This window comes from Enterobacter sp. BNK-22 (assembly GCF_048684805.1).
GTDB lineage: Bacteria > Pseudomonadota > Gammaproteobacteria > Enterobacterales > Enterobacteriaceae > Enterobacter > Enterobacter quasiroggenkampii.
The window spans coordinates 138662-153228 of the sequence record NZ_JBLQTT010000001.1 but is presented as its reverse complement, the minus strand read 5'-3'; the positions used below and the strand labels follow the sequence as shown (position 1 = coordinate 153228).

At 58.1% G+C, this 14567-nt stretch carries 11 protein-coding genes; 7 read left to right on the top strand and 4 right to left on the bottom strand.

The features are described from left to right. Window positions 1-123: 123 nt before the first annotated feature. Both tal and tkt read left to right on the top strand, forming a co-directional pair. Window positions 124-1074, top strand: coding sequence for a transaldolase (gene tal / locus ACMGGE_RS00670; protein WP_045909457.1), 951 nt, complete (start codon window positions 124-126; stop codon window positions 1072-1074). Between the two features lie 19 nt (window positions 1075-1093). Beyond that, window positions 1094-3082, top strand: a complete 1989-nt coding sequence (gene tkt, locus ACMGGE_RS00665) for a transketolase (RefSeq protein ID WP_048029620.1) — start codon at window positions 1094-1096, stop codon at window positions 3080-3082. 318 nt (window positions 3083-3400) lie between these two features. On the opposite strand, the gene ACMGGE_RS00660 is transcribed toward tkt, so the two are convergent. The 3 genes from ACMGGE_RS00660 to aegA form a co-directional block, all read right to left on the bottom strand. Beyond that, complete coding sequence (locus ACMGGE_RS00660) at window positions 3401-4444, bottom strand: DUF1176 domain-containing protein (RefSeq protein ID WP_420293244.1); 1044 nt, start codon at window positions 4442-4444, stop codon at window positions 3401-3403. A 101-nt stretch (window positions 4445-4545) separates the two neighbouring features. Continuing rightward, the gene (gene nudK, locus ACMGGE_RS00655) at window positions 4546-5139 is read right to left on the bottom strand and encodes a GDP-mannose pyrophosphatase NudK (RefSeq protein WP_420293243.1); all 594 of its coding nucleotides are present in this window, start codon (window positions 5137-5139) and stop codon (window positions 4546-4548) included. Between the two features lie 66 nt (window positions 5140-5205). Next, a complete protein-coding gene (aegA, locus tag ACMGGE_RS00650; protein ID WP_420293242.1) occupies window positions 5206-7185 on the bottom strand; it encodes a formate-dependent uric acid utilization protein AegA in 1980 nt (659 codons plus the stop codon). A 152-nt stretch (window positions 7186-7337) separates the two neighbouring features. On the opposite strand from aegA, the gene narQ reads away from it, so the two are divergent. Together narQ and acrD are read left to right on the top strand one after the other, a co-directional pair. Further along, window positions 7338-9032 carry a nitrate/nitrite two-component system sensor histidine kinase NarQ gene (gene narQ, locus ACMGGE_RS00645; RefSeq protein WP_343666372.1) on the top strand — a complete coding sequence of 565 codons (1695 nt, stop codon included), beginning with the start codon at window positions 7338-7340 and terminating at the stop codon, window positions 9030-9032. Between the two features lie 142 nt (window positions 9033-9174). Further along, a complete protein-coding gene (gene acrD, locus ACMGGE_RS00640; protein WP_008501624.1) occupies window positions 9175-12288 on the top strand; it encodes a multidrug efflux RND transporter permease AcrD in 3114 nt (1037 codons plus the stop codon). Window positions 12289-12397: 109 nt separating this feature from the next. Here acrD and ypfM read toward each other — a convergent pair whose 3' ends face one another. Then, window positions 12398-12457: a protein YpfM gene (gene ypfM / locus ACMGGE_RS00635; protein ID WP_015572204.1), complete on the bottom strand. Its 60-nt coding sequence runs from the start codon at window positions 12455-12457 to the stop codon at window positions 12398-12400. A 387-nt stretch (window positions 12458-12844) separates the two neighbouring features. Here ypfM and ACMGGE_RS00630 point away from each other — a divergent pair, with 387 nt between their 5' ends. Genes ACMGGE_RS00630 through ACMGGE_RS00620 form a run of 3 tightly spaced genes read left to right on the top strand, consistent with a single transcriptional unit; the run spans window position 12845 to window position 14555 of the window. Further along, window positions 12845-13195 (top strand): ArsC family reductase, encoded by a 351-nt coding sequence (locus tag ACMGGE_RS00630; RefSeq protein ID WP_023294259.1) that lies wholly within the window; start codon window positions 12845-12847, stop codon window positions 13193-13195. 10 nt (window positions 13196-13205) lie between these two features. Beyond that, window positions 13206-14333 (top strand): succinyl-diaminopimelate desuccinylase, encoded by a 1128-nt coding sequence (gene dapE, locus ACMGGE_RS00625; protein ID WP_023294260.1) that lies wholly within the window; start codon window positions 13206-13208, stop codon window positions 14331-14333. 24 nt (window positions 14334-14357) lie between these two features. Then, the gene (locus ACMGGE_RS00620; protein WP_008501627.1) at window positions 14358-14555 is read left to right on the top strand and encodes a YpfN family protein; all 198 of its coding nucleotides are present in this window, start codon (window positions 14358-14360) and stop codon (window positions 14553-14555) included. The last annotated feature ends 12 nt before the right edge of the window (window positions 14556-14567 follow it).

The window sequence follows — 14567 nt, the reverse complement described above, 5'->3', positions numbered from 1 at the left end:
ACCCGTCTCAAAAGCAATGCCTCCCCCGTCTGCTATGCTTTTTTGTTAAGTCCATCATGATTTTTCCAGAAGTGTGAACTAACGCACTCATCTAACTCTTTTATTTCCAAGGAGTAATCATTTATGAACCAGCTAGACGGCATCAAACAATTCACCACCGTGGTCGCCGACAGCGGCGATATCGAGTCGATTCGTCACTACCAGCCGGAGGATGCGACCACTAACCCTTCGCTACTGCTCAAGGCAGCCGGGCTTGCCCATTTTAGTCATCTGATTGATGACGCGATTGCCTACGGTAAGCAGCGCGGGAAAACGCAGGAGCAGCAGGTCGCCGAAGCCAGCGACAAGCTGGCGGTTAATTTTGGTGCGGAAATTCTTAAAAGCATTCCGGGGCGCGTCTCGACTGAAGTCGACGCCCGCCTCTCGTTCGATAAAGAAAAGAGCATTAATAAAGCGCGTCGTTTGGTGGAACTCTACCAGGAGCAGGGGATCGATAAATCACGCATTCTGATCAAGCTGGCGTCGACCTGGGAAGGCATCCGCGCCGCAGAGGTGCTGGAAAAAGAGGGGATTCACTGCAACCTGACGCTGCTGTTCTCCTTTGCCCAGGCGCGCGCCTGTGCCGAAGCGGGCGTGTTCCTGGTGTCACCGTTTGTAGGCCGCATCTACGACTGGTACCAGGCGAAACAGCCGATGGATCCGTACGTGGTGGATGAGGACCCGGGGGTGAAATCGGTGCGCAATATTTACGACTACTACAAGCAGCATCGCTACGAGACCATCGTGATGGGGGCCAGCTTCCGCCGTACCGAGCAGATCCTTGCCCTGGCAGGCTGCGACCGCCTGACCATCTCCCCTAACCTGCTCAAAGAACTACAGGACAAAGAAGAGACGGTGATCCGCAAGCTGGTGCCAACCTCTACCGTTCTGCCAAAACCGAAAGCCATGACCGAAGCGGAGTTCCGCTGGGAGCATAATCAGGACGCAATGGCCGTGGAAAAACTGGCGGAAGGTATCCGTCTGTTCGCCGTCGACCAGCGCAAACTTGAAGATCTTCTCGCTGCCAAACTTTAACCTTGCCACGGAGTGAACTATGTCCCGTAAAGAGCTCGCCAATGCCATCCGCGCCCTCAGCATGGATGCCGTGCAGAAAGCCAATTCCGGCCACCCCGGCGCACCGATGGGCATGGCCGATATTGCCGAAGTGCTGTGGAACGACTTCCTGAAGCACAACCCCAACGATCCCACCTGGTATGACCGTGACCGCTTTATTCTCTCCAACGGCCACGCCTCGATGCTGCTCTACAGCCTGCTACACCTGTCCGGTTACGATCTGCCGCTTGAGGAGCTGAAAAACTTCCGCCAGCTGCACTCCAAAACCCCGGGACACCCGGAGATTGGCTATACGCCGGGCGTGGAGACCACCACCGGGCCGCTCGGTCAGGGGCTGGCAAATGCGGTCGGGCTGGCGATTGCCGAACGTACCCTGGCGGCACAGTTCAACCAGCCGGACCACGAGATTGTCGATCACTACACCTACGTGTTTATGGGTGACGGCTGTCTGATGGAGGGGATCTCCCACGAGGTCTGCTCCCTGGCGGGCACCCTGGGGCTGGGCAAGCTGATCGGGTTCTACGATCACAACGGCATCTCCATCGACGGGGAAACCGAAGGCTGGTTCACTGACGACACGGCAAAACGCTTCGAGGCCTACCACTGGCACGTGGTGCATGAGATCGACGGCCACGATCCTGAGGCGGTGAAAAAAGCGATTCAGGAAGCGCAGAGCGTGAAGGACAAACCGTCCCTGATTATCTGCCGCACGGTTATCGGCTTCGGCTCACCGAACAAGGCGGGCAAAGAAGAGGCGCACGGCGCGGCGCTGGGTGACGAAGAAGTGGCGCTGACCCGCCAGAAGCTGGGCTGGAAATACCCGCCATTTGAAATCCCGAAAGAGATCTACAGAGCCTGGGATGCCCGTGAAGCGGGTGAAAAAGCCCAGCACGCCTGGAACGAGAAGTTTGCCGCCTACAAAAAAGCGCACCCGGATTTGGCCGCCGAGTTTTCCCGCCGCATGAGCGGCGGTCTGCCGGAGGACTGGGACGATAAAACTCAGGCGCTGATTGAAAATCTGCAGTCCAACCCGGCAAAAATTGCCACCCGTAAGGCGTCGCAAAACACCCTGAATGCGATTGGCCCTCTTCTCCCTGAACTGCTGGGCGGCTCGGCGGATCTGGCACCGAGTAACCTGACCATCTGGTCGGGCTCGAAATCGCTGAAAGAGGACATTGCCGGGAACTATATTCACTACGGCGTGCGCGAGTTCGGGATGACCGCGATCGCCAACGGCATCGCTCACCACGGCGGCTTCGTGCCCTACACTGCCACCTTCCTGATGTTCGTCGAGTACGCCCGTAACGCGGCGCGCATGGCAGCGCTGATGAAGGCGAGGCAGATTATGGTCTATACCCACGACTCTATCGGTCTGGGAGAAGACGGTCCCACCCACCAGGCGGTTGAACAGCTGGCGAGCCTGCGCCTGACGCCAAACTTCAGCACCTGGCGTCCCTGCGATCAGGTCGAAGCGGCGGTGGGCTGGAAGCTGGCGGTAGAACGCCATAACGGCCCGACGGCACTGATTCTGTCACGCCAGAACCTGGCGCAGATAGAGCGCACGCCGGAGCAGGTGAAAAACATCGCTCGCGGCGGCTATATCCTGAAAGACAGCGGCGGCAAGCCGGACGTGATCCTGATTGCGACCGGTTCAGAGGTGGAAATCACGGTGAAAGCGGCGGAGAAACTGACCGCCGAGGGCCACGCGGTGCGGGTAGTCTCCCTGCCTTCCACGGATATCTTTGACGCCCAGGACGAGGCGTACCGGGAATCGGTCCTGCCGTCCAGCGTCACGGCGCGCGTGGCGGTGGAGGCCGGTATTGCCGACTACTGGTACAAGTATGTCGGGCTCAAAGGAGCGATTGTGGGCATGCGGGGCTACGGTGAGTCCGCCCCTGCCGATAAGCTGTTCCCGTACTTCGGCTTTACCGTTGAGAACGTGGTGGAGAAGGCGCTGAGCGTGCTGTAGTGCGGCCTGCGTTGCCGGGTGGCGCTATCGCTTACCCGGCCTACGGCTCGGTTTTTTGTAGGCCGGGTAAGGTGAAGCCGCCACCCGGCACATTGCCACAGACCGCATGATTCGTAGGCCGGGTAAATCGAAGCCACCACCCGGCACATTGCCACAGACCGCAAGATTCGTAGGCCGGGTAAGGCAAAGCCGCCACCCGGCACATTGCCACAGACCGCAAGATTTGTAGGCCGGGTAAGGTGAAGCCACCACCCGGCACATTGCCACAGGCCGCAAGATTCGTAGGCCGGGTAAGCGACTGCGCCACCCGGCAAAAAGCTACCGCGTGATCCACAGCGTGGGCCAGGCGTCTGGCCCGTTCCAGTTATCGCAACTGGGTTCCTCAGCATAACGCACCAGGCGGAAACGCTGGCCGTCAAACCGCCAGCGCGTCTGGAACCCACAGTCGCCCATACCGCGCCCCAGCGAGAGCGTGGTCAGCTCGCGCGTCTTCTCATCAAAGCTGGCGTTCATCAACTCTATTTCGCTGCTGTCGCTTGACGGCGTAAACGGCAGACGCAGCCTGACGCTGCGGGCAGAGAACGGTTTCTTACGTGACACCAGCCACGCCAGATCGACGGTGTTATAGGCCCCCGCCTCGCAGCTGACGATCAGCAGCGCCTTGTCATCGGTTAACGCGGTGACGCGCACTTCCCGGCGGTTAGGATCCAGCGAGCACTGGCTGCTGTTCATCCTGCCGGTGCCATAATCCAGCAGGTCGTTCAGTTCGGCATGGGAAAGCGGTGTTGGGGTAGGATTAACGGTCGCCACCTTTTTCAGGGCGGGTGCGGGCGGTACGCTTAACGGCGGATCGTCACCTTTTCTGATCCACGCGGTTTCACTGCCCACGCGCTTTTGCTGCGCATCAATGAACAGCAGCGCGGCTTTCAGACCGCTCAGAGATATCACCTGCTTACCGCCGCGAAGGGTCAGGGCCTTCCCTTCCTGGATATTTTTCAGAAAGGCGGTGATGGTGGCCGCATCGTCCGTTTTCAGATGCCAGGGCGTGAGCTGCCAGCGCTGTTTGTCCAGCTTCAGGGGAACATTATCCAGCAGCAGCCGGGGGGCAATCTCAGGCTCTTTCACGGAAGGCGTATCAAGCCCGCCGAGATCGATACGCAACGTGGCATCCGTTTTCGCCCCGGCGCTTCGGGTGAGCGTCATGACCAGACCACGGTGTTCGCCCGTGTTGCGGGCAAGGCAAAAGTTCTGGTTATTGCAGGTCACCTGCCAGTCAGAAAAGGCTTGCTGCGCGGGTGCAGCCCGCAACTGCGGCGCGAGGAGCACACAAAACAGGGAAAATAAAAAAACGCTGTAGCGCATGAATGGCACAATCCCGGAACGAAAACGCGTAACTGGGCAGTATCTTCGTGTTCCCGCCGGGGTTGCTCAATCGGATTTATCAGATATACCCGAAAAACAGGCTATATCCGTTCGAAAGGGGAATTCATCAGCCCGGTCGTCTGTAAATACTGCAGTAATATCACCGCCTTACCATCCCTGATTTCGCCTGAACGCACCATCTCCAGCGCCCGGTCAAAAGGAAGCTCCAGCACTTCGATATCTTCATCCTCTACGCCACCGCCCCGGTGAGTGCGCTGCGCGTCGCTGTATTCCGCGATGAAGAAATGGACAATTTCCGTCACGCCGCCCGGCGACATAAACAGCTCGAAGACCTTTTTGACCTCGCCCACTTCGAAGCCGGTCTCTTCGACGGCCTCTTTGCGGATGCAGACTTCTGGCTCATCGTCATCGAGCAGGCCCGCGCAGGTTTCAATCAGACGTCCGTCCGGGTTGCCATTGACCCATGTTGCCACCCTGAACTGGCGGATCAGCACCACGCTCTGCTTTTCACGATTATAGAGCAGGATAGTTGCCCCGTTGCCGCGGTCGTAGACCTCGCGCCTGTGGCGGATCACTTCACCGTTGTTACGCGTCAGATCGTAGGTGATGTTACGCAGGACAAAGTAGTTTTCAGAGAGAATTTTGTCTTTGATAACGTCTATTTTCAGGGTCATACGGGCTCCACGACACAATGAGTCGTCCTATACTACGCCGTGAATCCCGCTTTGTCGCCCGCCGGATTAATGATGCTGTGGCGCATTACCTCCCAGCCAGTCGAGTATTCCTTGCGCGGCATGACGTCCTTCCGCCATCGCGGTCACCACCAAATCCGCGCCGCGTACCGCATCGCCCCCGGCGAAGATCTGCGGGTTGGCCGTCTGGTAACGGTAGCGGCTCTCGACCGAGGCCACGATCCGTCCCCAGTCGTCCGTTTCAACCCCCTGCGCCTGCAGCCAGGGCATCGCGTGCGGATTAAAACCAAACGCCATGATGACCGCATCCGCGTCCATCACAAACTCGCTGCCCGCCAGCGGAACGGGCCGACGCCGTCCCTGCGCATCCGGTTCACCGAGCACGGTTCGCAGCATCCGGATACCGTTGACCTTACCGTTCGGATCCAGCGTCAGCTCAACCGGCTGAACGTTAAACTCAAACGCGGCCCCCTCTTCTCTGGCGTTCTTCACCTCTTTCTTCGAGCCTGGCATGTTGGCCTCATCCCGACGATAGGCGCAGGTGACGTTTGCCGCCCCGTGGCGTAACGCAGTGCGGACGCAGTCCATCGCGGTGTCGCCTCCGCCCAGCACCACCACGTTCAGGCCACGGGTGTCGATGAACGGTTCGCTGGCCGTCGCCTCCAGCCCCATAACATGCCGCGTGTTGCCCACCAGGAAAGGCAGCGCGTCGTAGACCCCTGGCGCGTCCTCGTTCGGGATACCCGCCTTCATCGAACGATAGGTTCCCACCCCAATAAACAGGGCGTCGTAATCGTGCTTTAGCTGTGACATCGACACGTCCTGGCCCACCTCGCAGTTCAGCTCGAAGCGGATCCCCATCGCGGTAAATATCTCTCTGCGCCGCGCGAGCAGCGATTTGTCGAGCTTAAATGCCGGGATGCCAAAGGTCAGCAAACCGCCGATCTCCGGATGCCGGTCATAGACCGTCACGCTCACGCCGTGGCGCGCCAGCACGTCGGCGCACGCCAGCCCGGCGGGCCCCGCGCCGACAATCGCGACACGTTTACCTGACGGCGTGACGGCGGACATATCCGGCCGCCAGCCCATCGCCAGCGCCCGATCGGCGATATAGCGCTCAATGTTGCCGATGGTCACGGCGCCCGCCGCTTCACGCAGCGTGCAGGCACCCTCGCATAGCCGGTCCTGCGGACAGACGCGGCCGGTAATTTCAGGTAAACAGTTGGTCTGATGAGAAAGCTCAGCCGCGCCGGTGATATCCCCCGCGTTGAGGCGCTCAATCCACTGCGGAATGTGGTTGTGCAGCGGGCAGGTCCATTCGCAAATGCTGTGCTCGCCGCACTTCAGGCAGCGCGACGCCTCGCGGGCGGCCTGTTCGGCCCGGAACGGCAGGTAAATTTCGTTAAAATGGCTCACGCGTTCGACGGCAGCCAGCTTATCGGGCTCGCCGCGGGGCGCCGTCGCCTGCATCTGTAGCAGTTTGGTACGCGGCGCGTCCACGCTGACGGCCTCCGCATCATGCCAGGGTTGCGCCTCCAGGCAGGCCGTGCGCTGTCGGCGCGATTTCGCCAGATTATCCAGCACGACAGGCGTCGCCAGGGAGAGGACATCTGCGGGGCAATTTTCGATACAGGCCGGGCCGTGTGGACGCGTCAGGCAGAGATCGCATTTATTCGCCGAGGCCTTCACGCTGCCATTGTCGAGCGGGGTGACGATAATCTCCATCGTGCCAAACGGGCAGGCCACCACGCAGGCCTTACAGCCGATACATTTTTGTTGATTCACCTGTACGCTGTCATCGCATTTGCTGATGGCACCGTTCGGGCAGCTTTGCGCGCAGGGTGCATTTTCGCAATGATGGCAGGTCACCGGGCGGCTCTTCTCGCCGGATCTCAGGACCGTGATACGGGGATGAAAATGGCGCTCGCTCAGGACATGCTGCTCATCGTTGTGCGCCATCACGCAGGCCACTTCGCAGGCGCGACACCCAATGCACTGCTGGCTGTTAGCCATAATAAAACGATTCATAACCACACCTGTTTTTGGTTCAATAACCTTTCTCTTTATAAGAGTATGGTATTTACGCATCACGGTGCGATCGGGCAATGTTCAAATGCCCTGAACGCCCAATTATTTCCAGTGAACCTGTGGCAGATCAATTTTATTCAGAGAGCCGTTCTGTGACCGTTAAACGACCCGTTTCCGGAAGCCTTGCCTGGGCTTTCTTTTCGATCATTGCCCTATCCGTGCTCAGCAGCACCGTCGCGCTGCTGACGCTGGCCAGCAGCCAGCGCGATGCCGAAGCCATCAACATCGCTGGCTCACTGCGCATGCAGAGCTATCGTCTGGGCTACGAGATGCAGCGCAACAGCCCTTCCCTTGCGGCACATCGTGAGAGCTGGCAACAGACGCTCGGCGCGCCTGCCCTGCAGAAGCTGAACCGCTGGTACGTCCCGGACAATGTGAAAGCACGCTATCAGCAGCTGCATGTGGCCTGGCAGGAGATGGATGCGCGCATCGCCCGCGGCGACAGCGCGTGGTATCAACGTAATATTGAAGATTTTGTCGGCCGCATTGATGCCTTTGTGCTCGCCCTCCAGCACTACACCGAACACAAAATTCAGACGGTCACCCTGCTCTCGCTGGCTGGCGCACTCGGGATCCTGCTGCTGACGCTGTTTACCCTGCGACGCATCCGTCGTCAGGTGGTGCTGCCGCTGAATAACCTGGTGGCGGCCAGCGAACGCATTGAGCGCGGCGAATTTGCCACTCCTGCGCCGGATAGCGCCCTGCCGAACGAGCTGGGCCAGCTTTCGCGCGCCTTTAACCACATGTCAGCCGAGCTCGATACGCTCTACCGTTCGCTCGAAGCCTCGGTTGCGGAAAAGACGCGGCACCTGCACGAAGCCCACCAGCAGCTCGACATGCTGTTCAAGTGCTCGCAGGCGCTCAATACCGGCCAGATAGACAGCCACTGTTTCCGGCATATCCTGCAGATTGTCCATGACTATACGCAGATGAATTATCTGGAACTGCGCACCAGCGACGACTGGCGGCTGTGTGAAGGGACGGAGGCTGAGGGTATCCCTCTGCAAAACCTGCCGGTACTGATGCAGGACACGCTCTATGGCGAGCTGCGCTGGCAAAGCGAGGCGGACAGCGTCCCCCTTCCGCTGATGAGAAGCGTGGCGACCATGCTCGGACGCGGGCTGTACTTTAACCAGGCGCAAAAGCATTACCAGCAGCTGCTGCTGATGGAAGAGCGCGCCACCATTGCCCGCGAGCTGCACGATTCGCTGGCGCAGGTGCTGTCGTATCTGCGCATTCAGCTTGCGCTGCTCAAACGCGCCGTGCCGAAAGAAAATACCCAAGCGCAGGCCATTATCACCGACTTCTCCCGCGAGCTGAACAATGCCTGGCAGCAGTTGCGCGAGCTGCTGACTACCTTCCGACTGACGCTGAACCATGCGAATTTACCCGCGGCGCTGCAGGAGTCCCTCGACGTGCTGCAGAGTCAGACGCAGGCGAAACTGCATCTCGACTGCCGCCTCTCCTCGCTGGCGCTGGACGCGCAAAAGCAGGTGCATTTGCTGCAGATCGTGCGTGAGGCGGTGTTGAACGCCATTAAGCATGCGCAGGCGAGCGAAATCACCGTCAGCTGCGTGACCGCAGCGGACGGTACGCACAGCGTCAGCATTCGCGACAACGGCATCGGGATTGGCGAAGCCAGCGAGCCGCCGGGACATTACGGGCTGAACATTATGCGCGAACGCGCGCAGCGGCTAGGAGGAGTGCTGCTCTTTTCACAGCCGCAAAACGGCGGCACGCTGGTCACCGTGACGTTCCCGGCGCCCGCGCCGTTAACGGGTAAATAACGGTAAAGAGGGAAGCGCAGGGAAAAGCGCATGATAATTTACACTATCTCCTTTATTTCTCCACGTTTGACCTGGGCCTTACCGCTAAAGTTATGCGGGCAATAAACAATAATGACGTGCAGCAAAACGAGGTCACACTTTCATGGCGAATTTTTTCATCGATCGCCCCATTTTTGCCTGGGTGCTTGCCATCCTGTTGTGTCTGACAGGCGTCCTGGCGATTACTTCACTTCCCGTTGAGCAATACCCCGACCTGGCACCGCCGAACGTGCGCGTCACCGCAAACTACCCCGGCGCGTCGGCACAGACGCTGGAAAATACCGTGACGCAGGTTATCGAGCAGAACATGACGGGTCTGGATAACCTGATGTACATGTCCTCGCAAAGCAGCGCCACGGGACAGGCGACGGTCACCCTGAGCTTTAAGGCGGGCACCGACCCGGACGAAGCGGTGCAGCAGGTCCAAAACCAGCTGCAGTCGGCCATGCGCAAGCTGCCCCAGGCGGTGCAAAACCAGGGCGTGACCGTGCGTAAAACCGGCGATACCAACATATTGACCATCGCGTTTGTCTCGACAGATGGCTCGATGGATAAACAGGACATCGCGGACTACGTCGCCAGTAATATTCAGGATCCCATCAGCCGGATTAACGGCGTCGGGGATATCGACGCCTACGGCTCACAATACTCCATGCGTATCTGGCTCGATCCCAATAAGCTGAACAGCTACCAGATGACGGCAACCGACGTGACGGATGCTATCAAAGCCCAGAACGCCCAGATTGCCGTAGGGCAACTGGGGGGAACGCCTTCCGTTGATAAGCAAGCCCTGAACGCCACCATTAATTCGCAATCCCTACTGCAGACGCCGGACCAGTTCCGCAATATCACCCTGCGCGTGAATCAGGACGGGTCGGAAGTGCGTCTCGGCGATGTCGCCACGGTGGAAATGGGGGCGGAGAAATACGACTACCTGAGCCGCTTTAACGGCAATCAGGCCTCCGGTCTGGGGATTAAGCTGGCCTCCGGCGCGAACGAAATGGCGACGGCAAAACTGGTGTTAGACCGTCTGGACGAGCTGTCGCAGTATTTCCCGCACGGGCTGGAGTACAAAGTCGCCTATGAAACCACCTCCTTCGTAAAAGCCTCCATTGAAGACGTGGTGAAGACTCTGCTCGAAGCCATCGCGCTGGTGTTCCTGGTCATGTACCTGTTCCTGCAAAACTTCCGCGCGACGCTGATCCCCACCATTGCCGTCCCCGTGGTGCTGCTGGGGACCTTTGCGGTGCTCTACGCCTTCGGGTACAGCATTAATACCCTGACGATGTTTGCGATGGTGCTGGCAATCGGCCTTCTGGTGGATGATGCCATCGTGGTGGTTGAAAACGTCGAGCGCATCATGAGCGAAGAAGGGCTCTCTCCGCGCCAGGCGACGCGCAAGTCCATGGGGCAAATTCAGGGGGCGCTGGTCGGGATTGCGATGGTGCTGTCGGCCGTCTTTATCCCGATGGCCTTCTTTGGCGGCACCACCGGGGCGATTTACCGCCAGTTCTCGATCACCATCGTCTCGGCGATGGTGCTCTCGGTGCTGGTCGCGCTGATCCTCACCCCCGCGCTGTGCGCCACCATTCTGAAACCGCTGCACAAAGGAGAGCATCACGGGCAGAAAGGGTTCTTCGGCTGGTTTAACCGCATGTTCAACCGCAACGCCGCGCGCTATGAATCTGCCGTTGGTCGCGTACTGCACCGCAGCCTGCGCTGGATGATGATTTACGTTGTGCTGCTGGGCGGCATGGTCTGGCTGTTCCTGCACCTGCCCACCTCGTTCCTGCCGATGGAAGACCGGGGGATGTTCACCACCTCGGTGCAGCTTCCGAGCGGCGCAACGCAGCAGCAGACGCTGAAAGTGGTGCAGAAAGTGGAACAGTACTTCTTCACCAAAGAGAAAGATAACGTTGTGTCGGTCTTCTCCACCGTCGGCTCCGGCCCGGGTGGTAACGGGCAGAACGTCGCCCGCATGTTTGTTCGCCTGAAGGACTGGGACGAGCGCGATACCCGGACGGGCACCTCGTTTGCCATCATCGAACGTGCGACAAAAGCCTTTGCGCACATCAAAGAGGCGCGCGTCTTTGCCAGCAGTCCGCCGGCGATAAGCGGGCTGGGCAGTTCCGCCGGGTTCGATATGGAGCTGCAGGATCACGCTGGTGCGGGCCACACGGCGTTGATGGCGGCACGCGATAAGCTGTTAGCGCTGGCAGGCAACGATCCTGGCCTGACCCGCGTTCGCCATAACGGCCTCGACGACAGCCCGCAGCTTCAGGTGGATATCGACCAGCGTAAGGCGCAGGCGCTGGGCGTCTCGATCAACGATATCAACGACACCCTGCAAACGGCGTGGGGGTCGAGCTATGTGAATGACTTTATGGATCGCGGCCGCGTGAAAAAAGTGTATGTCCAGTCCGCCGCGCCGTTCCGCATGCTGCCGGATGATATTAACCGCTGGTTTGTCAGAAATAATGCTGGCGGCATGGTGCCGTTCTCCGCCTTTGCCAGTTCGCACTGGGAGAGCGGATCGCCACGCCTGGAACGCTATAACGGCTATTCTGCGGTTGAAATCGTCGGGGAAGCCGCGCCGGGCGTCAGCACCGGTACCGCCATGGACACCATGGAAAAACTGGTGCAACAGCTGCCCGCCGGTTTTGGTCTCGAGTGGACGGCCATGTCTTACCAGGAGCGTCTCTCAGGGGCGCAGGCCCCCGCCCTTTACGCGCTCTCGCTGCTGGTGGTCTTCCTCTGCCTTGCCGCTCTGTATGAGAGCTGGTCGGTCCCGTTCTCGGTCATGCTGGTCGTGCCCCTTGGGGTTATCGGTGCGCTGCTCGCGACCTGGATGCGCGGCCTGGAGAACGATGTTTACTTCCAGGTGGGCCTGCTCACCGTCATTGGGCTATCGGCGAAAAACGCCATTCTGATCGTTGAGTTTGCCAACGAGATGAATGCCAAAGGCCACGAGCTGATGGCCGCCACGCTGCACGCTTGCCGTCAGCGCCTGCGTCCAATCCTGATGACATCACTGGCGTTTATTTTTGGTGTGCTGCCGATGGCGACCAGCACTGGCGCAGGTTCCAGCAGCCAGCATGCCGTCGGCACGGGGGTGATGGGGGGCATGATTTCGGCCACCATCCTGGCCATTTACTTCGTTCCGCTGTTCTTTGTGCTGGTGCGTCGCCGCTTCCCGCTAAAGGAACGTCCTGAGTAAGTGGTTGAAATAAAAAAAGGCGGCTTTATCGGCCGCCTTTTTACTGTGTGATTAATTCACACTATGGTTATTTTACTTATTTTAGTGCTCTTGCAATTCTTACTGAATGTCATTTACGAAGCATGCCTTCGATAAAATCTTTCCAGTTCCCCAGTTCACGTTCAATCATAACAACCTCTCTTATTATTATGCGCATTCTACAAAAACGTACCATCATTGTGAAGACTATTTAACCAATTGCTGTGATTGTACCCCACGTCCTGCGGGGATTTATGATAAATATGAACGGAGAGCCCTCAATTTTTTGTGACGGCCAGCAATATTTTGAAATAACCCTACGAACGGGTGAGTTTTATTTTATTGGCTGAGTTTATTGGGTTTTTAAAGTTTATGGACATCTATGCTTAAATGATGAAAGAATATTCAGCGTACAGTTGTGAGTCGAATTAAGCAGGCGCATTAATCCAGACAATTCCTGAATGTGTTATATTCCACTTAAGGATATATCTTCGAATTTACTGAACATTTAATTATCAGAACATCAAAAGGATTCACCATGGTTGTGATGTACGGCATTAAAAATTGCGACACCATCAAAAAAGCCCGCCGCTGGCTGGACGCTAACAGCGTAGAGTACCGCTTCCACGATTACCGTGCCGATGGGCTCGATGCAGAATTTCTGCATAGCGCTATTCGCGAACTGGGCTGGGAAGCCCTGCTGAACACCCGCGGTACCACCTGGCGTAAACTGGACGACTCTCTGCGCGCCAGCATCAAAGATGCCGACAGCGCGGCAAAACTGATGCTCGAGATGCCGGCAATTATCAAACGCCCATTGCTCTGCGCGCCAGGGCAGCCTATGCTGCTGGGTTTCAGTGAAACCCTTTATTCCGACTTTTTTCGTTGAGGTGTAGTTTATGTCATGCCCGGTCATTGAGCTGACTCAGCAGCTTATTCGCCGTCCTTCCCTTAGCCCGGACGACGCAGGTTGTCAGGCTCTTATGATTGAACGCCTGCGCGCCATCGGTTTTACCGTTGAACGCATGGATTTTGGCGATACCCAGAACTTCTGGGCGTGGCGCGGACAGGGCGAAACGCTGGCCTTCGCCGGGCATACTGACGTCGTTCCTGCCGGTGACGCGGATCGCTGGATTAACCCGCCGTTTGAGCCGACCATTCGCGATGGCATGTTGTTTGGTCGCGGCGCGGCAGACATGAAAGGCTCCCTGGCGGCGATGGTCGTGGCGGCAGAGCGCTTTGTGGCGCAGCATCCGAACCACAAAAACCGTCTCGCGTTTTTGATCACCTCCGACGAAGAAGCCAGCGCGCACAACGGTACCGTGAAGGTCGTTGAAGCGCTGATGGCACGCAACGAGCGTCTCGACTACTGTCTGGTCGGTGAGCCGTCCAGCACCGAAGTGGTGGGTGACGTCGTCAAAAACGGACGCCGTGGCTCGCTGACCTGTAACCTGACCATTCACGGCGTTCAGGGCCACGTCGCTTACCCGCATCTCGCCGATAACCCGGTTCACCGCGCCGCGCCAATGCTGAGCGAGCTGGTGGCGATTGAGTGGGATAAGGGCAACGAGTTCTTCCCGCCGACCAGCATGCAGATAGCAAACGTCAAGGCCGGGACCGGCAGCAATAACGTGATCCCGGGGGATTATTTCGTCCAGTTCAACTTCCGCTTCAGCACGGAACTGACCGATGAGATGATCAAGGCGCGCGTTATCGCCCTGCTGGAAAAATATCAGCTGCGCTATACCGTGGAGTGGTGGCTTTCCGGCCAGCCGTTCCTGACGCAGCGTGGCAAACTGGTGGATGCGGTGGTGAACGCCATCGAGCACTATAATGAAATTAAGCCACAGCTGCTGACAACGGGTGGTACCTCAGACGGACGCTTTATCGCCCGTATGGGTGCTCAGGTTGTCGAACTGGGGCCAGTGAACGCAACCATTCATAAAATAAATGAGTGTGTCAATGCGGCAGATTTACAACTGCTGGCCCGTATGTATCAACGTATTATGGAGCAAATCGTCGCCTGACGAACGCTCTGAGAGGAATAGCGAATGGATTGGCTTTCAAAGTACTGGTGGGTTCTGGTGTTGGTTTTTCTGGTCGGCGTACTGCTTAACGTGATTAAAGACCTTAAGCGCGTGGACCATAAAAAATTTCTCGCCAACAAACCGGATCTTCCCCCGCACCGTGATTTCAACGACAAGTGGGACGATGACGACGACTGGCCGAAGAAAGACCAGAAGAAGTAACCGGTCTGTATC